General features: G+C 66.4%; 16 protein-coding genes. 12 read left to right on the forward strand and 4 right to left on the reverse strand.

Annotated elements, in window-relative coordinates:
* Window positions 1–166: 166 nt before the first annotated feature.
* A complete protein-coding gene (locus QFZ61_RS06580; RefSeq protein WP_307034453.1) occupies window positions 167–2,443 on the reverse strand; it encodes a S9 family peptidase in 2,277 nt (758 codons plus the stop codon).
* Window positions 2,444–2,511: 68 nt separating this feature from the next.
* Window positions 2,512–3,585 (reverse strand): LCP family protein, encoded by a 1,074-nt coding sequence (locus tag QFZ61_RS06585; protein ID WP_307034455.1) that lies wholly within the window; start codon window positions 3,583–3,585, stop codon window positions 2,512–2,514.
* Between the two features lie 208 nt (window positions 3,586–3,793).
* On the opposite strand from QFZ61_RS06585, the gene paaA reads away from it, so the two are divergent.
* The 7 genes from paaA to galU all read left to right on the forward strand — a co-directional run bounded on the left by paaA (window position 3,794) and on the right by galU (window position 9,717).
* Window positions 3,794–4,837, forward strand: coding sequence for a 1,2-phenylacetyl-CoA epoxidase subunit PaaA (gene paaA, locus QFZ61_RS06590; protein WP_307034458.1), 1,044 nt, complete (start codon window positions 3,794–3,796; stop codon window positions 4,835–4,837).
* Entirely contained in the window at window positions 4,834–5,139 is a 306-nt protein-coding gene (gene paaB, locus QFZ61_RS06595; RefSeq protein WP_307034460.1) for a 1,2-phenylacetyl-CoA epoxidase subunit PaaB, read from the forward strand. Before paaA ends, paaB begins: the two co-directional genes overlap by 4 nt.
* Entirely contained in the window at window positions 5,136–6,071 is a 936-nt protein-coding gene (gene paaC / locus QFZ61_RS06600) for a 1,2-phenylacetyl-CoA epoxidase subunit PaaC (protein WP_307034462.1), read from the forward strand. Before paaB ends, paaC begins: the two co-directional genes overlap by 4 nt.
* Window positions 6,072–6,082: 11 nt before the next feature.
* Window positions 6,083–6,664 (forward strand): 1,2-phenylacetyl-CoA epoxidase subunit PaaD, encoded by a 582-nt coding sequence (gene paaD / locus QFZ61_RS06605; protein ID WP_307038034.1) that lies wholly within the window; start codon window positions 6,083–6,085, stop codon window positions 6,662–6,664.
* Window positions 6,665–6,679: 15 nt separating this feature from the next.
* Window positions 6,680–7,900: a 1,2-phenylacetyl-CoA epoxidase subunit PaaE gene (paaE, locus tag QFZ61_RS06610; RefSeq protein WP_307034464.1), complete on the forward strand. Its 1,221-nt coding sequence runs from the start codon at window positions 6,680–6,682 to the stop codon at window positions 7,898–7,900.
* Window positions 7,901–7,962: 62 nt separating this feature from the next.
* Window positions 7,963–8,742 (forward strand): enoyl-CoA hydratase/isomerase family protein, encoded by a 780-nt coding sequence (locus QFZ61_RS06615; protein WP_307034466.1) that lies wholly within the window; start codon window positions 7,963–7,965, stop codon window positions 8,740–8,742.
* 84 nt (window positions 8,743–8,826) lie between these two features.
* Window positions 8,827–9,717: a UTP--glucose-1-phosphate uridylyltransferase GalU gene (gene galU, locus QFZ61_RS06620; protein WP_307034468.1), complete on the forward strand. Its 891-nt coding sequence runs from the start codon at window positions 8,827–8,829 to the stop codon at window positions 9,715–9,717.
* A gap of 9 nt (window positions 9,718–9,726) precedes the next feature.
* Here galU and QFZ61_RS06625 read toward each other — a convergent pair whose 3' ends face one another.
* Entirely contained in the window at window positions 9,727–10,188 is a 462-nt protein-coding gene (locus tag QFZ61_RS06625) for an Lrp/AsnC family transcriptional regulator (protein ID WP_307034470.1), read from the reverse strand.
* Window positions 10,189–10,347: 159 nt separating this feature from the next.
* On the opposite strand from QFZ61_RS06625, the gene pdhA reads away from it, so the two are divergent.
* The 3 genes from pdhA to QFZ61_RS06640 are packed head-to-tail and all read left to right on the forward strand — an operon-like array spanning window position 10,348 to window position 14,155.
* Window positions 10,348–11,586, forward strand: a complete 1,239-nt coding sequence (gene pdhA / locus QFZ61_RS06630; RefSeq protein WP_307034472.1) for a pyruvate dehydrogenase (acetyl-transferring) E1 component subunit alpha — start codon at window positions 10,348–10,350, stop codon at window positions 11,584–11,586.
* The gene (locus QFZ61_RS06635) at window positions 11,583–12,695 is read left to right on the forward strand and encodes an alpha-ketoacid dehydrogenase subunit beta (protein WP_307034474.1); all 1,113 of its coding nucleotides are present in this window, start codon (window positions 11,583–11,585) and stop codon (window positions 12,693–12,695) included. The genes pdhA and QFZ61_RS06635 overlap by 4 nt, the downstream gene beginning before the upstream one ends.
* A gap of 2 nt (window positions 12,696–12,697) precedes the next feature.
* Window positions 12,698–14,155 carry a dihydrolipoamide acetyltransferase family protein gene (locus QFZ61_RS06640; RefSeq protein ID WP_307034476.1) on the forward strand — a complete coding sequence of 486 codons (1,458 nt, stop codon included), beginning with the start codon at window positions 12,698–12,700 and terminating at the stop codon, window positions 14,153–14,155.
* Between the two features lie 56 nt (window positions 14,156–14,211).
* Here QFZ61_RS06640 and QFZ61_RS06645 read toward each other — a convergent pair whose 3' ends face one another.
* Complete coding sequence (locus QFZ61_RS06645; RefSeq protein WP_307034478.1) at window positions 14,212–15,144, reverse strand: LysR family transcriptional regulator; 933 nt, start codon at window positions 15,142–15,144, stop codon at window positions 14,212–14,214.
* A 205-nt stretch (window positions 15,145–15,349) separates the two neighbouring features.
* Here QFZ61_RS06645 and hisD point away from each other — a divergent pair, with 205 nt between their 5' ends.
* Window positions 15,350–16,603, forward strand: coding sequence for a histidinol dehydrogenase (gene hisD, locus QFZ61_RS06650; protein ID WP_307034480.1), 1,254 nt, complete (start codon window positions 15,350–15,352; stop codon window positions 16,601–16,603).
* A gap of 26 nt (window positions 16,604–16,629) precedes the next feature.
* On the forward strand, window positions 16,630–17,451 hold the full coding sequence (locus QFZ61_RS06655; RefSeq protein WP_307034482.1) for an ABC transporter substrate-binding protein: 822 nt from the start codon (window positions 16,630–16,632) through the stop codon (window positions 17,449–17,451).
* The last annotated feature ends 85 nt before the right edge of the window (window positions 17,452–17,536 follow it).

Genomic DNA, 17,536 nt, shown 5'->3' on the forward strand with positions numbered 1-17,536 from the left:
TGCTGCTGCCCCCGATGAGCAGTTCCTCCATCGATGTGCCTAATGCAGGTCAATAGTAAGCATGATGATCTTTGTTTGGCACTACCAGCCCATCGGGTACTCCGTTACGGCCGGTTTTGAGGTCCGAAAACGACCGTAACGGAGCAATCGATGGGGGCGGGGAGCGCTACTTCAGGCCCGCGCCGGGGAGGAGTTCGACGGCGCCCAGGGAGTCGGCGACGAACGCGTAGTCCCAGGCCCGTTCCTTCCACTGCACGTACCGGCCCGAGGCGCCGCCGTGGCCACCGTCCATTTCGATCTTCATCACGATCGGCTCGCTGCCGGTGTTCAGTTCACGCAGCCGCTGCACCCACTTGGCCGGCTCCACGTAAAGCACCCGCGTGTCATTGAACGAGGTCACCGCGGCGATCTTGGGATACGCCGCGGCCCGGACGTTCTCATACGGCGTGTACGACTTCATGTACCGGTAGACGTCCGGGTCCGTGATCGGGTTGCCCCATTCCTCCCATTCCAGCGCGGAGAGCGGCAGTTCCGGATCCAGAATCGTGGTCAGGGCATCAACGAAGGGCACGGCCGCGACGATCGCGGCGTACTTCTCCGGGGCCAGGTTGGCGACGGCGCCCATCAGCAAGCCGCCGGCGGAACCGCCCATCGCCGCGATCCGGCCCGGGTCCACCCAGCCGGAACCGGCGAGCCAGTCGGTGGCCGCGATGAAGTCCGTGAAGGTGTTTTTCTTGTGCAGTTTCTTGCCGTCGTCGTACCAGTGCCGGCCAAGTTCACCGCCGCCGCGGATGTGCGCGATCACGAAGACAATGCCGCGGTCCAGCAGCGAGAGCCGGGGGATCCCGAAGCCCGGATCCATGCTCAGTTCGTAGGAGCCGTAGCCGTACACCAGCCCGGCCGCCGTCGAGTCCTGCGGCACGGAGGCGTGCCGCAGCACCGAGAGCGGAATGCGGGTGCCGTCGGAGGCCACCGCCCACTCACGGGTCGCGACGTAATCGGCGGCGGAGTAGCCGCCCAGCACCGGGCTTTCCTTGCGCAGCAGCAGTTCGCCCGCCGGAAGCTCCGCCGTCGGCAGGACAAAGTCGTAGACCCGCGACGGCGTGAAGTAGGAGGTGTAGCCCATCCGGATCACCGGAGCGTCGTAGTCGGAGCCGGCGACCCCCGCCGTGTACAGCTCCTCCTCGAAGGCCGGCTCGACGGCGGCGCCCTGGCTATCGGTGCCCAGTCCCGCCAGCGGGAGAACCTGGACGCGTTCGATCGTGTCTTTGCGGATGGAGAGCACCAGATGCGTGGAGGTGACGCCGGCGCCGTTGATGCGCACCTCGTCTGAGTGCGCGACGACGGTGCGCCAGTGCTGCTCGGCGACGGGTTTGGCCAGCTCGGCCGGGTCCACGAGCGAAACCATCGAGTTGATGGCGTCCTTGTTGTGGGTCAGCAGGATGGTTTCGGTGGGAACTCCGGAGGCGTCGGCCAGCAGGAAGGGTTCGGCCTCGTAGAGGATGCGCTCGTCGCGGGAGATGACGGTCGTGAGCCCGGCGTCGGGCGCGTCGAACCGCAGCAGCCGGGTCTCGCTGAACTCGGAGCATCCGATGCCAAGGACCAGGTGGCGGCGGTCAGCGGATAGCTCGAAGCCCAGCCACATGGCGACGTCGTCTTCCTGGTAAATCACCTCATCCTCGGTGACCGGGGTGCCCAGCACGTGCGCTTTCACCTGGTACGGGCGCCACGAGGCGTCCACCACGGTGTAGAAGATCCGGGTTCCGTCCGGGGAGAAGGAGATGCCGTAGAAGACGTTCTCAATCACATCGGGGAGCAGCTCGCCGGTGCGGAGGTCCTTGATGCGCAGGGTGAAGCGTTCATCGCCGGCGTTGTCCACAGCGTAGGCGTAAAGATTCCCGTCAACCGTGACAGCGGAGCCGCCGACGGCGAAGAACGGCTTGCCCTCGGCTTCTATGTTGCCGTCCAGGAGCACTTCCTCGCCGGGGATCGGGACGCCAACCTCGACGGCGGGGGGCGTCCAGTCGGCGACCCGGTCAGCGCTGTCCTGGGCGCGGACGCGGCACTGTATGCCGTACTCCTTGCCTTCGACCGAGCGGGTGTAGTACCACCAGCCGTCCTTGCGGTTGGGTACGGAAAGGTCCGTCTCCTGGGTGCGGCCCTTGATCTCCTCGAAGATCGCCTGGCGCAGCGGCTCCTGGCCTGCGGTGACGACCTCCTGGTAGGCGTTTTCGGCCTTCAGCAGGTCCACGACCTCGGCGGATTCCTTATCCCGCAGCCACTCGTAGCTGTCCTCGAAGACATCACCGTGGTGCGTGCGAAGGAGCGGGACCTTCCTGGCGACGGGGGGCCGCGGGGAGAGCTGCCCGGCAGCGGAGGGGCCGGTGGAGGGGCCGGCAGTGGACGGTCCGGTGGAAGAACCAGTGGCGTTGGTCTGCGTCATGTCCCCAATCTACCGGGCACCGCCGTCACCGGAGGGTGCAGCGACACAGGAGCCAAACAGCGCAAGCCCTAGTTGCCGCCGACGTTGTGGGAGGTGACATATTCCACCAGGGTCCCGGAGGCCAGCGCGGCCGCCACCTCGGCGGTCGCCGCCTGGTTCTGCACGACGATCGACTGTCCGTCCGGGCTGGTGCCGATGCCCGCCGTCGGAAGTGAGAAGAACGAACCGTTCCCGGGCGGCACGGAGCGAAGGCTGAAGGCCAGCCGCTGCAGGGTTTCCGGGGTCAGTCCTGGCGTCACCGAAACATGCGGCAGCACCCCGGCGGCCAGGGCGCGCGCCGCCGCCGGGTCCGTCAGGTACCCGCCGCCCAGCGCCTTGCCCAGCACGGCCTTGAGGAATGTCTGCTGGTTCCTCACCCGCTGGTAGTCGCCGTCGGCGAAGGCCTTGCGCTCGCGGACGAAGTCAAGCGCTAGTTCTCCGTTGAGGTGGTTGATCCCCGGCGGGAAGTAATGTCCCGATTCAAGGGTCGAGGTGAATGGCGTTTTGACGTCCACGTCGATGCCGTTCAGGGCGTCGGTCAGCCCCACGAACCCCGGGAAGTCCAGCAGCACGGTGTGTTGGATTGGCTGACCGAGGAGGGTGCCGACCGTGGTGGTCATCAGGGGGATGCCGCCCAGTTCCAGGGCGGAGTTGACTTTCCCGGGGCCATGGCCGGGGATGTCCACCCACAGGTCCCGCATCACAGAGATGCCGTAGATGCTCTTCCGGTCTGCCGGCAGGTGGAGAAAGACCAGGACATCGCCACGCTGGTCCGATCCGGCTCCGGCGGCTGCCGGGCCCCGGGCGTCCACCCGGCTGTCGCTGCCGATCAGCAGGATGTTCAAGTCCGTCGGCGCCGGTTCCGGCGTCGGGGTGGGCGTGGCGCTCGGGGTCGGAGTTGGGGTCGGCGTGGGTGCGGAGGGGGAGGGCGCCGGGGTCGAAGTCTCGGTGCGCGGCCGGTTCAAGAGGAAGGCCGCAGCGGCGACGGCGATGACCACCAGGCCGGCTACGGCGGCAATAACGAGCTTGCGCCTGCGGCTCCAGCCCGCACCCCCTGGCGCGGACGGCCGATCTGGGCCGCGCTCCGGCGGTTGGTGTGCCATGTCGTTCCCTCATGGTCCGTGCAGCTTCTGGCACCTGACCGGGGGAGTTGCGGCGGACGATTGCGTGAACCAGAGAATATCACCCGGGCTCAGAGACGGCAGAGCAGATCGGGCCGCGGCGGCTTCGGGTGCTTGACTCCCTCCGACGCTTCCGCATATCCTGAACGAACGGTCGGTAATTATTTATCGAAAATGCATAGGAGCAACCATGGCATCGCAGACCCTGCAGTCAGTGCCCGCCGAGCCATCGCCGGCACGGCATGAAACACGGCACGAAATGAGCCCCGAGGACGCGGCCCGCCGTGACGCCGAGGGACAGGCATATTTCGACAAGGTCATGGCCGAGGATTCGCGCATCGAACCCCGTGACTGGATGCCCCCGGCCTACCGTAAGACGCTGCTGCGCCAGATTTCGCAGCACGCCCACTCGGAAATCATCGGCATGCAGCCGGAAGCCAACTGGATCTCCCGCGCCCCGAGCCTCAAACGCAAGTCCATCCTGATGGCCAAGGTCCAGGACGAGGCCGGCCACGGCCTTTACCTTTATTCCGCGGCCGAGACGCTCGGCCAGCCGCGTGATCAGATGATGCAGGACCTGATGGCTGGCAAGGCCAAGTACTCGTCCATCTTCAACTACCCGGCTCGGACCTGGGCGGACATGGGTGCCATCGGCTGGATGGTCGACGGCGCCGCTATCGCCAACCAGGTGCCGCTCTGCCGTGCCTCGTTCGGCCCCTATGGCCGTGCCATGGTCCGGGTCTGCAAGGAAGAGTCGTTCCACCAGCGCCAGGGTTTCGAAATCCTGCTCGAGCTCTCCAACGGCACCCCCGAACAGAAGCAGATGGCGCAGGACGCCGTGAACCGCTGGTACGCCCCGGCCCTGATGATGTTCGGCCCGCCGGATGATGATTCGCCCAACTCCAAGCAGTCAATGGCCTGGAACATCAAACGCTTCAGCAACGACGAGCTCCGCAACCGCTTCGTCGGCATGATGATGGAACAGGTCAAAGTCCTGGGCCTCACGCTGCCTGACAAGGACATCCGCTTCAACGAGGACACCAAGAAGTGGGAGCACGGTCCGCTGGACTGGGAAGAATTCCACGAAGTCATCGCCGGCCGCGGCCAGTGCAACGCCCAGCGCCTCGAACGCCGCCGCGAAGCCCACGAGAACGGCGCCTGGGTGCGCGAAGCCGCCGCGGCCTACGCCGAAAAGCAGGCCAAGAAATCAGCAGAGAAGGTGTCCGCAGCATGACCACCCCCGAACCGCACTCCGGCAACGTCTGGCCCATCTGGGAAGTCTTCGTCCGCTCCAGCCGGGGACTCTCGCACGTCCACGCCGGGTCCCTGCACGCGCCCGACGCCGCGATGGCCCTGCGCAACGCCCGGGACCTCTACACCCGCCGCAACGAGGGTGTCTCCATCTGGGTGGTTCCCGCCGATGCGATCGCCTCATCGGACCCCGACGCCAAGGGTGCCTTCTTCGAGTCGCCGCAAGGCAAGGACTACCGGCACGCGACTTACTACACCAAGAGCGAGGGCGTGAAGCACCTGTGAGCACCCCCGAAACGACAGAAACGGCCGCCCTCGCGGAAGAAACCGCCGGCCACGGCGACATCTCCGTCGGTGTCGCCGGGAGCAGCAACAGCGGCGAAGCAACGGCCAGCGCCACCCGCATCACCCCGGGCAACGCACTGCGTCCGGAGGACATCGCCCTGGCAGTGAGCCGCGGCACCGCCAAGCCCAGCGAAGACGCCGCCGAGCTTGCCCTGCGCCTGGGCGATGACGCCCTGATCCTGGCCCAGCGGCTGGGCCACTGGATCTCCCGTGCACCCGAGCTCGAAGAAGACATCGCCCTGGGCAACATCGCCCTGGACCAGCTGGGCCATGCCCGGTCCTTCCTCAGCTACGCCGGGGGACTGGACGGCCGGAGCGAGGATGACCTGGCCTACTTCCGCCGCGAGCACGAGTTCCGGTCGGTGGAGCTGTTCGAGCAGCCCAACGGCGACTTCGCTGTCACCATCGCCCGGCAGTTCGTGGTGAGCTACTACCAGTTCGAGCTTTACCGGCGGCTGGCGCAGTCCACCGACGCCACGCTCGCCGGGATCGCGGCGAAAGCGGTCAAGGAAGTGGATTACCACCGCGACCACAGTGCGCAGTGGGTGCTCCGCCTGGCCCATGGCACGGAGGAGTCCCGCACCAGAATGATCCACGGCTTCAAAGTCATCTGGCCCTACGTCGACGAACTGTTCCGCGACGATGAGCTCACCGCCCGGCTCAGCGAGTCCGGCGTCGCCGTCCAGCCCTCCAGCCTGCGCGCCGACTTCGACCGGCTCACCGGCGAGGTGCTCGCCGAAGCGGAACTCGACGTCCCGCAGGTCCCCGCTGCCCCCGGCGGTGGCCGCCGCGGGTTCCACTCCGAGCATCTGGGCTACCTGCTCGCCGAGATGCAGGTCCTGGCCCGCGAGTTCCCCGGAGCGAGCTGGTAACCATGCCGGAGATGTACGTCAGCCATCCCACCGCCGCCGCGGTCGCCGGCGAGAACCCGCCCCGGGAACAGAAGACCGCGGAACAGAAGGCCTGGGACCTCGCCGCCACGGTCTGCGACCCGGAAATTCCCGTCCTCACCATCGAAGACCTGGGCATCCTGCGCGGCGTCAAGGTGACGAAGGAACCCGACACGGCCGACGGCGGCATGGTCCCGGCCGTGCAGGTTACCATCACGCCCACATACTCCGGGTGCCCGGCGATGGATGCCATCCGTGACGACCTCACCACGGCGTTCAACAACGCAGGCTACCCGCGCGTCGACGTCGAGCTGGTACTGTCGCCGGCCTGGACCACGGACTGGATGAGCGAGTCCGGCAAGGCCAAGCTGCAGCAGTACGGCATCGCGCCGCCGTCGGGTCATTCCGCGGCCGCCCGGCATGCCGGTCCGATCCGCCTGAGCCTCGCCGTCAAATGCCCGCAGTGTTCATCGTTGAACACCAAGGAACTCACCCGCTTCGGTTCCACCTCCTGCAAGGCCCTCTACGTCTGCCAGGACTGCAAGGAACCGTTCGACTATTTCAAAGTTTTGTAAGGAACAGGTGCCCCCATGACTGTTGTCCGCCAGACCGCCGCTGAGACGGCCGCCGCGACCGGCCGCCGTCGTGCGTCCTTCCACCCCCTGGTTGTGGACGAGGTCCGCCGCCTTACCGACGACGCGATCGAGGTCACCTTCGGCGTTCCGCCCGAACTGGCCGGGCAATTCGACTACCTCCCGGGCCAGTACGTCGCCCTTCGCACCACCCTGCCGGACGAAAACGGTGAACCGCACGAGGTGCGCCGCAGCTACTCCATCTGCGCAGAGCCGCGAAGCTTCGCGGACGGCAGCAGCGAAATCCGGGTCGCAATCAAGAAGGACCTCGGCGGGCTCTTTTCCACTTGGGCCAACGCCGAACTCAAAGCCGGCGACGTGCTGGACGTCATGAGCCCGATGGGCGCCTTCGTGTCCAAGCACGGCCGCGACGGCAAAGAGCAGAACCTGATGAACTCCATGAACCACCCGGAAGAACTGGCGGGGGAGCCGGGCAGTTTTGTCGCCATCGCCGCCGGGTCCGGCATCACCCCGGTGATCGCGATCGCCCGGACGCTGCTCGCGGCGCACCCGGAGACCCGCTTCGACCTGGTGTACGCCAACAAGGCCGCCATGGACGTGATGTTCCTGGAGGAACTCGCCGACCTCAAAGACAAGTACCCGTCCCGCCTCGCCCTGCACCACGTGCTCTCCCGCGAACAGCGGATCGCCCCGCTGCTCAGCGGCCGGATCGACGCCGACAAGCTGCAGGCGCTGCTGGGGACCGCAATCCACAGCGACGACGTCGACGAATGGTTCCTCTGCGGGCCGTTCGAACTCGTCCAGCTGTGCCGGGACACGCTCGCCGCGCGCGGCGTGAAGCCCGAACACGTCCGCTTCGAACTGTTCACCTCCGGCAAGCCGGACCGCCCGGAAGGCAACATCGGCCGCCCGGTGGTCACCGACGACTCCCAGGCCACCTACAAGATCACCTTCAAGCTCGACGGCCTGCAGGGCGAAGTGGCGAGCCCCACCCACGCCCGCGAATCGATCCTCAACGCAGCCCTCCGGGTCCGCCCGGATGTCCCGTTCGCGTGCGCCGGCGGCGTCTGCGGCACCTGCCGCGCCAAGGTCGTCTCCGGTTCCGTCACGATGGATGAGAACTATGCGCTGGAGCAGGATGAACTGGACAGGGGCTACGTGCTGACCTGCCAGTCCCATCCCACCACGCCGGAAGTCTCCGTCGACTTCGACGTCTAGGCCGTTCCGACGCCCGCCTTCTCAGCCCCGCCATCTCAGCCCCGCCGAATCCTAGGAGCCGCATGATTTCCCTGACCATTGCCGACGGCGTTGCCGAGGTCGTCCTGGACGCGCCGCAGAAGCTGAACTCGCTGGACGAGCAGGCGCTGCGGGATCTGGGGCAGGCGTACGACGACGCCGCCGACGCCGCCTCGCGCGGTGAGGTGCGAGCGCTGCTGCTGCGCGGTGAAGGCCGGGCGTTCTGCGCCGGCCGGGACATCGCCGGGGTGACCCCGGAAAGCGACGACGCCCAGGCCTACCTCGGCGGGCTGGTCCAGCCGCTGCTGCAGAAGATGAGTGCCTTCCCCGCGCCCACCTTCGCGGCCGCGCAGGGCGCCTGCCTGGGCGTGGGGCTGGGTCTGCTGCTGGCCACCGACGTGGTGTACGTCGCGGAGAACGCGAAGTTCGGTTCCCCGTTCGCCAAGCTGGGGGCCACCCTGGACTCCGGCGGGCACTGGTACTTCACCGAGCGGCTGGGCATGCACCGGACCCTGGACCTGATCTACACCGCCGACCTGATGAGCGGCGCCGAGGCCGTGGCGCAGGGCCTGTTCAGCCGTGCCATGCCGGCGGGGGAGCTGCTGGAAACCACCCGCGGCATCGTCGCACGGGTCGCTACCGGCGCCACCGGGGCATTCAACGCCAGCAAGGAACTGGTGGCGCACATCCGCGACCAGCGCCTCGGCCTCTGGGCATCCATGGAAGAGGAAAACACCGAGCAGGCGCGGCTCTGCAAAACCGAGGACTATGCCGAGGGCTTCCTCGCGTTCCAGGAAAAGCGGACGCCCGTTTTCAAAGGCTGAAAGCGGCCGAAGGCTCCGGTAGCCTGCGGGTCACGTCCTGACCGGAGCATTCTCAATTTCCCCGGGTGCTTGTAAGGTTCGGTTATGAAACCGGGGAAACTTGTGACCAAAGCAGTCATACCGGCTGCCGGGCTGGGCACACGGTTCCTGCCCGCCACGAAGGCGATGCCCAAGGAGATGCTGCCGGTCGTGGACCAGCCGGCCATCCAGTACGTGGTGGAGGAAGCCGTCAGGGCGGGCCTCACTGACCTCCTGATGATCACCGGCCGGCAGAAGCGTGCGCTGGAGGACCACTTCGACCGGGAACCGAACCTCGAGCGGACGCTGGAGGACAAGGGCGATCTTGACCACCTCGAGGCCGTCCAGCACGCCTCTGACCTGGGACCGCTGCACTTCGTCCGCCAAGGCGAGCCCAAGGGCCTGGGACACGCCGTGCTGTGCGCCCGCCAGCATGTAGGCGACGAGCCGTTCGCCGTCCTGCTCGGCGATGACCTCATCGACGAGCGCGACGAACTCCTGAGCACCATGATCGAGGTCCAGTCCCGCACCGGAGGCTCCGTCGTCGCGCTGATCGAAGTGGAACCGGCGCAGATCAGTGCTTACGGCTGCGCGGACGTCACCGCTATCGACGGCGAAAACTACGTTCGGGTCAACGGGCTGGTGGAGAAGCCCTCAGTCGCGGACGCGCCGTCGAACCTGGCCGTCATCGGCCGGTATGTGCTCCACCCCGCGGTCTTCGACATCCTGGAGCGCACGCAACCGGGCCGCGGCGGCGAAATCCAGCTCACCGATGCGCTGCAGACACTCGCAATGTCGGACGGCGAGGGCGGTGGCGTCTACGGCGTCGTCTTCGAAGGCCGCCGCTATGACACTGGGGACAAGCTCAGCTATCTGAAGGCCGTCATTTCCCTCGCGTCGGAGCGCGTCGAGTTCGGTGAAGAACTGAAAAGCTGGTTGAAAGCCTTCATCAACTGAGGTGGGTTTTTACCGGGTGTCGAGGTCCTCGAACACCAGGAACGTCTGCGTATCCAGGACGCCCGGCATTGACTGGAGCTGGTCGAAAATCACTCTACGCAGATCGACGTTGTCCACGGCCCGGACCAGCAGGATGACATCGAAGTCACCGCCGACCAGGGCAATGTGGTGCACCTCCGGGATCGCCCGCAGCAGCTCCCGCAGCTCCCGCCAGGAATGCTGGCGCACCTTGAGGGTCACGTAGGCGGAGGACTTCAGGCCGGCCTTGATCGGATCCACCAGCGCGGTGAACTTCGTCAGGACGCCTTCTCCGGTTAGCCTGGCGATCCGGGTGTAGGCGTGGGCGCGGGAGATGTGAACGTTCTCGGCCACCTGGGTCACGGACATCCGCCCGTCCCGGGTCAGTTCCGCAATGATGCTCCGGTCCACGCTGTCCAGCGGTACCGGTTGCCCAGGCTCGGTCTCTGCCATTTGTCTACGACTCCCGCCGGTAAGCTAGCTCACACTTACATTCCGTCTTCAAGATTAGGGCAAAAATCGGGACCTCTCCACGATTTGGCGCGAGGGTGGATACGAAACGGCGCCCGGGACCATACTGGGAACGAATAGTGGCTACCGAAGGACGGACCAATGACGATCTCCGCAGACTCCACTGCGCAACAGCCGGGCGACGCCGTTCAGGAGCCCGCCGCAGGGCAGACGGCTCCCAATGGCACAGCAGATGCTGCCAGCGAGGCGGTGCGTAAGTTTGGCATCACGGTTGAGGACTACATGCTGCCCGCGCGGCACCCGATCCAGATCGTCGGCCCGGACGGCACCCCCAATGCGCACACAGAGCAGGGTGCCCAGCCCGGGCACGAGTACAGCCTCCCCGGAGACCCGGAACTGATGGCTGCCTACGAACAGCTCGTCGTCGGGCGCCGAGTTAACGACCAAAACTCTGCCCTGGTCCGGCAGGGACGGATGGCCGTCTACCCCTCCAGCCACGGCCAGGAGGCCTGCCAGGTGGCGGCGGCACTCTGCCTGTCCGACGGCGACTGGCTGTTCCCCACCTACCGTGACTCGGTGGCCGTGATGGCCCGCGGCGTGGACCCGGTGCAGACCATGACGCTGTTCCGCGGCGACTGGCACGGCGGCTACGACCCGGCCAAGCACCACGTCGGCATCCAGTGCACACCGCTGACCACCCAGCTGCTCCACGCCGTCGGCGTGGCCCACGCAGCCAAGCTGCGCGGCGAGGACACCGTTGTCCTGGCCATGTGCGGCGACGGCGCCACCAGCGAGGGCGACTTCCACGAGGCGCTGAACTTCGCCGCGGTGTTCCACCTGCCCGTCGTCTTCTTTGTCCAGAACAACCAGTACGCCATCTCGGTGCCACTGGCCCACCAATCCGTTGCACCGTCGCTGGCGCACAAAGCGGTCGGCTACGGCATGGCCGGTGAACGCGTGGACGGCAACGACGTCGTCGCGCTCCTCGCGGTGCTTGGCCGGGCAGTGAAGCTGGCCCGCGAGGGGTCCGGGCCGCTGCTGGTGGAGGCGCACACTTACCGCATGCAGGCCCACACCAACGCCGACGACGCCACCCGCTACCGGCAGGACAGCGAAGTGGCCGAATGGGTGGCCAAGGATCCGCTCAGCCGCATGAAGACCTACCTCACCGACCGCGGGCTGCTCGACGACGACGGCGCGGCCCGGATCGCGGGCAAGGCGGAAACGGTCGCCACCCAGCTGCGCGAGGGCCTCGGCGAAGACGTCCCGGTGGATCCGCAGGAGCTGTTCAAATACGTCTTCTCAACACCGACGCCGCAACTGAAGGAACAATCCGCCCTGCTCGCCGATGAGCTCTCCCGGGAAGAGGCCGCGAAATGAGCCCCACCGTCACCACCTCCTCCGAGGCGAACGGCAATGTCAGTGCCGCCACGGCGCGCGCAGCGGCCAAGGCGGCTGCGGAAGCCGAGAAGACCGGCCCGCAGCCCGTCACTCTGGCCAAGGCGCTCAACACCGCCATGGCCGACGCCATGCACGCCGATGAATCGGTCCTGGTCTTCGGCGAGGACGTCGGCATGCTCGGCGGTGTCTTCCGGATCACCGACGGGCTCACCAAGACCTTCGGCAAGAGCCGCTGCTTCGACACCCCGTTGGCCGAATCCGGCATCGTGGGCATGGCCGTGGGCATGGCGATGAACGGCATGCGCCCGGTCATCGAGATGCAGTTCGACGCCTTCGCCTACCCGGCCTTCGAACAGATCGTCAGCCACGTCGCCAAGATGCACAACCGCACCAAGGGCACCGTGAAGCTGCCCATCGTCATCCGGGTCCCGTACGCCGGCGGCATCGGCGGGGTGGAACACCACTGCGACTCCTCGGAGGCCTATTACGCCCACACGGCAGGGCTTAAGGTCTTTACCCCGGCAACCGTGGCCGACGGCTACCGGATGCTCCGCGAGGCCATCGACTCTGATGACCCGGTGATGTTCATGGAACCCAAGAAGCTCTACTGGTCCAAGGACCAGGTGGACCTGGAGGCGCTCCGCGCAGAGCACGCAGCGAACACCGAACGCGGCACGTCCTCCGAAGGCCGTGCCGCCGTCGCCCGCCCCGGCACCGACGCCACCCTGATCGCCTACGGGCCTTCCGTCCCGACGGCGCTGGCCGCCGCAGCCGCTGCCGCGGAGGAAGGCCGCTCGCTGGAAGTGATCGACGTCCGCTCGATCGTGCCGTTCGACGACGAGACGGTCTGCGCCTCCGTCCGCAAAACCGGCCGCGCCGTCGTCATCGCCGAAGCCCACGGCTTCGCCTCCGTGGCCTCCGAAATCGTGGCCCGGGTCCAGGAACGCTGCTTCCACCACCTCGCGGCCCCGATCCGCCGCGTCACCGGCTTCGACGTGCCGTATCCGGCGCCCAAACTCGAGCACTACTACCTGCCCGGCGTGGACCGCATCCTCGACGCCGTCGACGACCTCCAGTGGGAAGACTGACCATGAGCGAACCCAAAGTATTCCTCCTGCCCGACCTCGGCGAGGGCCTCACTGAAGCCGAACTTGTGAACTGGCTGGTCGCCGTCGGCGACGAAATCCGGGTCGACCAACCGATCGCCGAGGTGGAGACGGCTAAGTCCATGGTCGAGGTCCCGTCCCCGTACGCCGGCACCGTCGCCGTGCTGCACGGAGAACCGGGCCAGACCCTCGACGTCGGCAAGCCGCTGATCTCGGTGACTCCGGCTGGGGGTGCCACCTTGCCTGCTGCTGATCCGTCGCCTGAGCCGTCAACTGCTGTTGCTGAGTCGTCCGACGCTGTTGCCGCTGAGGTTTACCGCGAGGAGGAGAAGGCTGGATCCGGGAATGTTTTGATCGGGTACGGGACTCCGGGTGGGCATGGGGTTGCCCGGCGGTCCCGGGCACCCAAGCGTGCCGTGTCGGCTGAGCCTGTGGCTCAGGTGTCCGACGCTGAGAAGGCTGCCGATGAGCTGCTGCTGATGCGGACCCGGGTGCCGGGGAAGCTGGGAGCTGTCATTTCGCCGCTGGTTCGCCGGATGGCGAAGGACCACGGCGTCGATCTGGGGGAGCTGCAGGGCTCGGGTACCAGCGGGCTGATTATGCGCCGCGACGTCGAGGCGGCGATCAAGCCTGCCGGGGTTGTTGAGGCCACGGTTTCCTCCCCGGTCGAAGCGCCGGTCCAGCCGGGTCCGGCTGCCGGGGACACCGACGCCCGCACCGGCCTGGGCGTTACGGGCCGCACCCCGGTCCGGGGCGTCCGGAAGGCTGTGGCCGCCAACATGAGCCGCAGCCGGTCCGAGATTCCCGAAGCCACCGTGTGGGTGGATGTGGATGCCACGGCACTGGTGGAGCTGCGGGCCGCCCTGAAGAAGGCCGACCCGCGCTCCACCCCCGGGCTGCTGGCGTTCATCGCCCGCTTTGTCACCGCCGGGCTAAAGAAGTTCCCGGAACTCAACACCCGGATCGTCACCACCGAGGACACCGCCGCCGGGGCCAGCCAGGAAATCGTGGCCTTCGACGGCGTCAATCTCGGTTTCGCGGCGCAGACGGACCGCGGGCTGATGGTTCCCTCAATACGCAACGCTGACAGGCTCACCGCCCGGGAACTGGACGCGGAGATCCGGCGCCTGACCGCCGTCGTCCGCGACGGCAAAGCGACGCCCGCGGAACTGGGCAGCGGCACCTTTACGCTGAACAACTACGGCGTCTTCGGCGTCGACGGCTCCGCCGCCATCATTAACCACCCCGAGGTGGGAATCCTCGGTGTCGGCCGGATCATCGACAAGCCCTGGGTGGTCGACGGCGAACTCGCCGTCCGCAAGGTCACCGAACTGACGCTCACCTTCGACCACCGGGTGTGCGACGGCGGAACCGCCGGAGGATTCCTGCGATACGTGGCCGACGCGATCGAGAACCCGGGATCCGCGCTGGCCGACATGTAGGCCCAGGAAAGGCCGCCAGACCGCGCCCGGGCCCACGGCCACGTCGGCCGTGGGCCCTAATGCTGGCCCGCAGTCGAGGCGTCCTGCCCGGCGCGGGCCTTGGCCAGCAGGGTCCGGGCCGCCATCTGGGCCATCTTCCGCGTCGCCGGCGACAGGTAGGCGCCCTCGCGTTGAATCAGTGCGATCGTGTCGAACAACGGCTCCGCAAAGGGAACGGTGTGGACGTTTCTGGGAAAACCCTGCCCCTTCACAATGGCCTCAGAAACGAACGTGTCGGCAGCCCCCGCTGCCACCAGCCCCAGGGCGGTGTCCACGTGCTCAACCTCGATCGCCGGGTCGACCTTCAATCCTCTGAGGTGTGCCCGCTCCAGAATCTGACGCCGGGTGGGGTCGCGCCACCCGGCGAAGGCGTCGTAGAGCACCAGCTTGGACTCCACAAGCTCCTCGATCGTCATGGGACCCCGGGCGGCATCGCGGGTGGCCGATACGAAAAAGACCTGGTCCCGGAACAGCGGCTTGACCGCCAGCCCGGTCTCAGACACCGGCAGAACGATCAGGCCTGCCTCGATTTCCCCCGACGCGACGGATTCCGCTACGGCCACCGAGTTCAGTCCCACTAGCCGCACTCTGACCTTGGGATACCGGCGGTGGAAGCGCTGCACCAGGTCGGCCAGGTCGTAGTACGCGCCGTAGCGCAGCACACCGAACGTGCAGACGCCTCCTTCCAAGGCTGACATCGACCGTAGGGCCTCCGTGCCGTTATCGAAGGAGGTGACGGACTGCAACGCGTGCACCTGCAATTCCACAGCCGCAGCGGTGGGGATGAGCCGCCGGCCCCCGCGGATGAAGAGGTTGTGGTCGAGTTCGTGCTCCAGCCGGATGATCAGCTCGGACACGGCGGCTTGGCTTGTCTTCAGCTTTCCGGCCGCGGCCGTGAAGGAACCGAGTTCATAGGCGGCTAAGAAGGCCCGAAGTTGCGCGAGTGTCATGGTCCACCCTGGCTCTCAGAAGAGGCTCGGCCGAAGTCCCGAAAGCGGTTTCGGCCAGCGGAAGCATAGGGCAAACCTGTGCCTGACACCGGTCTGGCCCCCGTTGTGCGATGTTAAGGCCGTCAGTAGCTTTTAGTCCATGCACCTCAGTGAACATGACGCATCTCGCCTCCGGGGCAGTTTTGTGACGCTTAAAGGACCTGAAGTGGACGAAGTCCCGGCCCAGCGACTTCCAGAGGTCGTCGCGACCGTTTCCGCCATGCTCGCCGAGATCGAAACCAACGGCATGGACGCGGTTCTTAAGTACGCCAAAGAGCTGGACCGGTGGCAGGGAGGGCCGGTCGAAATCAGCCAGGAGCAGCTGGCCAAAACCGGTGACTCGCTCTCCGGCGAGCTGCGGGAGGCGCTGATGGCAAGCGCCGAGCGGACCCGGCTTTTCGCTATCGAGCAGCGCGAGCACCTGACCGATTTCGAGGTGGAGCTCATCCCAGGGGTCTTCACCGGACAAAAGTATGTTCCGGTGTCGCAGGTGGGAGCCTACCTTCCGGCGGGCCGGTTCCCGATCCTGGCCAGCGCGTTCATGACAGTGGGGGTCGCGAAGGCTGCGGGCGTCCAGAATGTCCTGGCCTGCAGCCCGCCCACCGCTCAGGGACGGCCGGACGACGGCGTGCTGTACGCCGCCTACCTCGCAGGGGTGGACCGGGCGTTTGCGCTCGGCGGTGTGCAGGCGGTCGCCGCCATGGCTTTCGGGCTGCTGGACGAACAACCCGCGGACATCCTTGTCGGCGCTGGAAACGCCTATGTCACCGAGGCCAAGCGGCAGCTGTTCGGACGCGTCGGCATTGACCTGTTGGCGGGACCGTCCGAGGTTGCGGTGATCGCCGACGAATCCGCTGATGCTGAGCTCGTCGCTGCTGACCTCCTCGGCCAGGCCGAGCACGGCCCGCAGTCGCCGGCGTCGCTGGTGACCACTTCGCGCCAACTGGGAGAAGAAGTCATCCGCCACATCAACAGGCAACTGCGGGCGCTGGCCACCAGGGAGATTGCCGGAGCGGCGTGGCGCGATTACGGCACCGTCTATGTCGCCGACAGCCGGGAAACTGCCGTTCGCATCATGGACCTGCTCGCGCCGGAACATCTGGAGATCCAGACTTCCGACGACAGCTACTACCACGAAAACTTGCAGAACTACGGGTCCATCTTCTTAGGTCCCTGGTCCACGGTGGCCTACTCGGACAAAGGATCCTCCGGGACGAACCACGTGCTTCCAACCGGAGGGGGTGCCCGGTCCTCGGCGGGGCTGTCCGTGTCCCGGTTCCTCAAGCCCTTAACTTTTCAGCGCGTCGAAAAAAATGCCACCCCGCGCCTGGCCAACTACGTCACCACGATCTCGGACACGGAAGGAATGGCGGCCCACAAAGCGACCGCCGTCCTCCGCCTTGAGCGCTTTAACAGGTAGAAATCCATCTCTAGCAAAGGCACCTCATGATGACTAGAAAGTTCCTCCGCAAGCGTTTCGCTGCACTGGTGCCCATGGGCGTCGCCGTGGCCCTCGCCATGACAGCCTGTGGTTCAGGGGGTGGTAGTTCAGGCGGTGGCGGGGCCAGCGGCGGCGACCAGAAGACCATCACAATCGCCACTTCCAACGACGCGCCCTTCTCCTTTACCGAGCAGGGCTCCGGCGAACTCAAAGGCATTGACGGGGAGATGATCAACGCCATCGCGCAGGCCAAGGGCTGGAAGATCAAGGTCTTCACCTCGGAGTATGCGACGTTGATCGCCGCACTCAACGCAAAGAAGGCCGATGCGATCGTCGACGCCATGTACATCACCGACGAACGGAAGAAACAGATCAACTTCACGGACCCTTGGTACACCGAGGGGGAAGCCATGGTGGTCCCGGCCGATTCAACGCTGGCGTCCCGTGACGACGTGAAAGGGAAGGTTCTCGGCGCTCAGACCGGCACCGTGTTCAAGGACCTGGTTGACAGCCTCGGCGGCAGCCAGGTGAAGCTGTTCGACTCCCAGGCTGCCCTGCTCGCCGCCGTCGAAAACAAGCAAGTCGACGCGGTGTTCACCGACAGTGCTGTTATCGGTTACAGCCTGGTCCAGAAGCCGAACCCGAAGCTGAAAGTCGTCACTCCTTACAAGCCCTTCTACCCGGGCATCATCGGCGCCGGTGTGCGTAAAGACGACACGCAACTGCTTCAGGATCTGAATTCCGGTCTTGCGGACCTGAAGAAGACGCCCAAATACGTCGAGATCCTCAAGAAGTACGGGTTGACGGAAGACAACGCCATCAAGTGAGTACCGGACTCTTCAGGGACCGGCGGGCATGAGGCTCGCAGCCGCCATGCCGGCCGGTCCGTGCCCGACCCGAGCGTAGGGATAT

This window comes from Arthrobacter sp. B3I4, assembly GCF_030816855.1.
In the GTDB taxonomy this organism is placed as follows: domain Bacteria; phylum Actinomycetota; class Actinomycetes; order Actinomycetales; family Micrococcaceae; genus Arthrobacter.

Excerpts from the sequence above, each read along its gene's own strand:
- QFZ61_RS06580 (WP_307034453.1), bottom strand. The coding sequence starts at position 2,443 with ATGACGCAGACCAACGCCACTGGTTCTTCCACCGGACCGTCCACTGCC.
- QFZ61_RS06585 (WP_307034455.1), bottom strand. The coding sequence starts at position 3,585 with ATGGCACACCAACCGCCGGAGCGCGGCCCAGATCGGCCGTCCGCGCCA.
- paaA (WP_307034458.1), top strand. The coding sequence starts at position 3,794 with ATGGCATCGCAGACCCTGCAGTCAGTGCCCGCCGAGCCATCGCCGGCA.
- paaB (WP_307034460.1), top strand. The coding sequence starts at position 4,834 with ATGACCACCCCCGAACCGCACTCCGGCAACGTCTGGCCCATCTGGGAA.
- paaD (WP_307038034.1), top strand. The coding sequence starts at position 6,083 with ATGTACGTCAGCCATCCCACCGCCGCCGCGGTCGCCGGCGAGAACCCG.
- paaE (WP_307034464.1), top strand. The coding sequence starts at position 6,680 with ATGACTGTTGTCCGCCAGACCGCCGCTGAGACGGCCGCCGCGACCGGC.
- QFZ61_RS06615 (WP_307034466.1), top strand. The coding sequence starts at position 7,963 with ATGATTTCCCTGACCATTGCCGACGGCGTTGCCGAGGTCGTCCTGGAC.
- galU (WP_307034468.1), top strand. The coding sequence starts at position 8,827 with ATGAAACCGGGGAAACTTGTGACCAAAGCAGTCATACCGGCTGCCGGG.
- QFZ61_RS06625 (WP_307034470.1), bottom strand. The coding sequence starts at position 10,188 with ATGGCAGAGACCGAGCCTGGGCAACCGGTACCGCTGGACAGCGTGGAC.
- pdhA (WP_307034472.1), top strand. The coding sequence starts at position 10,348 with ATGACGATCTCCGCAGACTCCACTGCGCAACAGCCGGGCGACGCCGTT.
- QFZ61_RS06635 (WP_307034474.1), top strand. The coding sequence starts at position 11,583 with ATGAGCCCCACCGTCACCACCTCCTCCGAGGCGAACGGCAATGTCAGT.
- QFZ61_RS06640 (WP_307034476.1), top strand. The coding sequence starts at position 12,698 with ATGAGCGAACCCAAAGTATTCCTCCTGCCCGACCTCGGCGAGGGCCTC.
- QFZ61_RS06645 (WP_307034478.1), bottom strand. The coding sequence starts at position 15,144 with ATGACACTCGCGCAACTTCGGGCCTTCTTAGCCGCCTATGAACTCGGT.
- QFZ61_RS06655 (WP_307034482.1), top strand. The coding sequence starts at position 16,630 with ATGATGACTAGAAAGTTCCTCCGCAAGCGTTTCGCTGCACTGGTGCCC.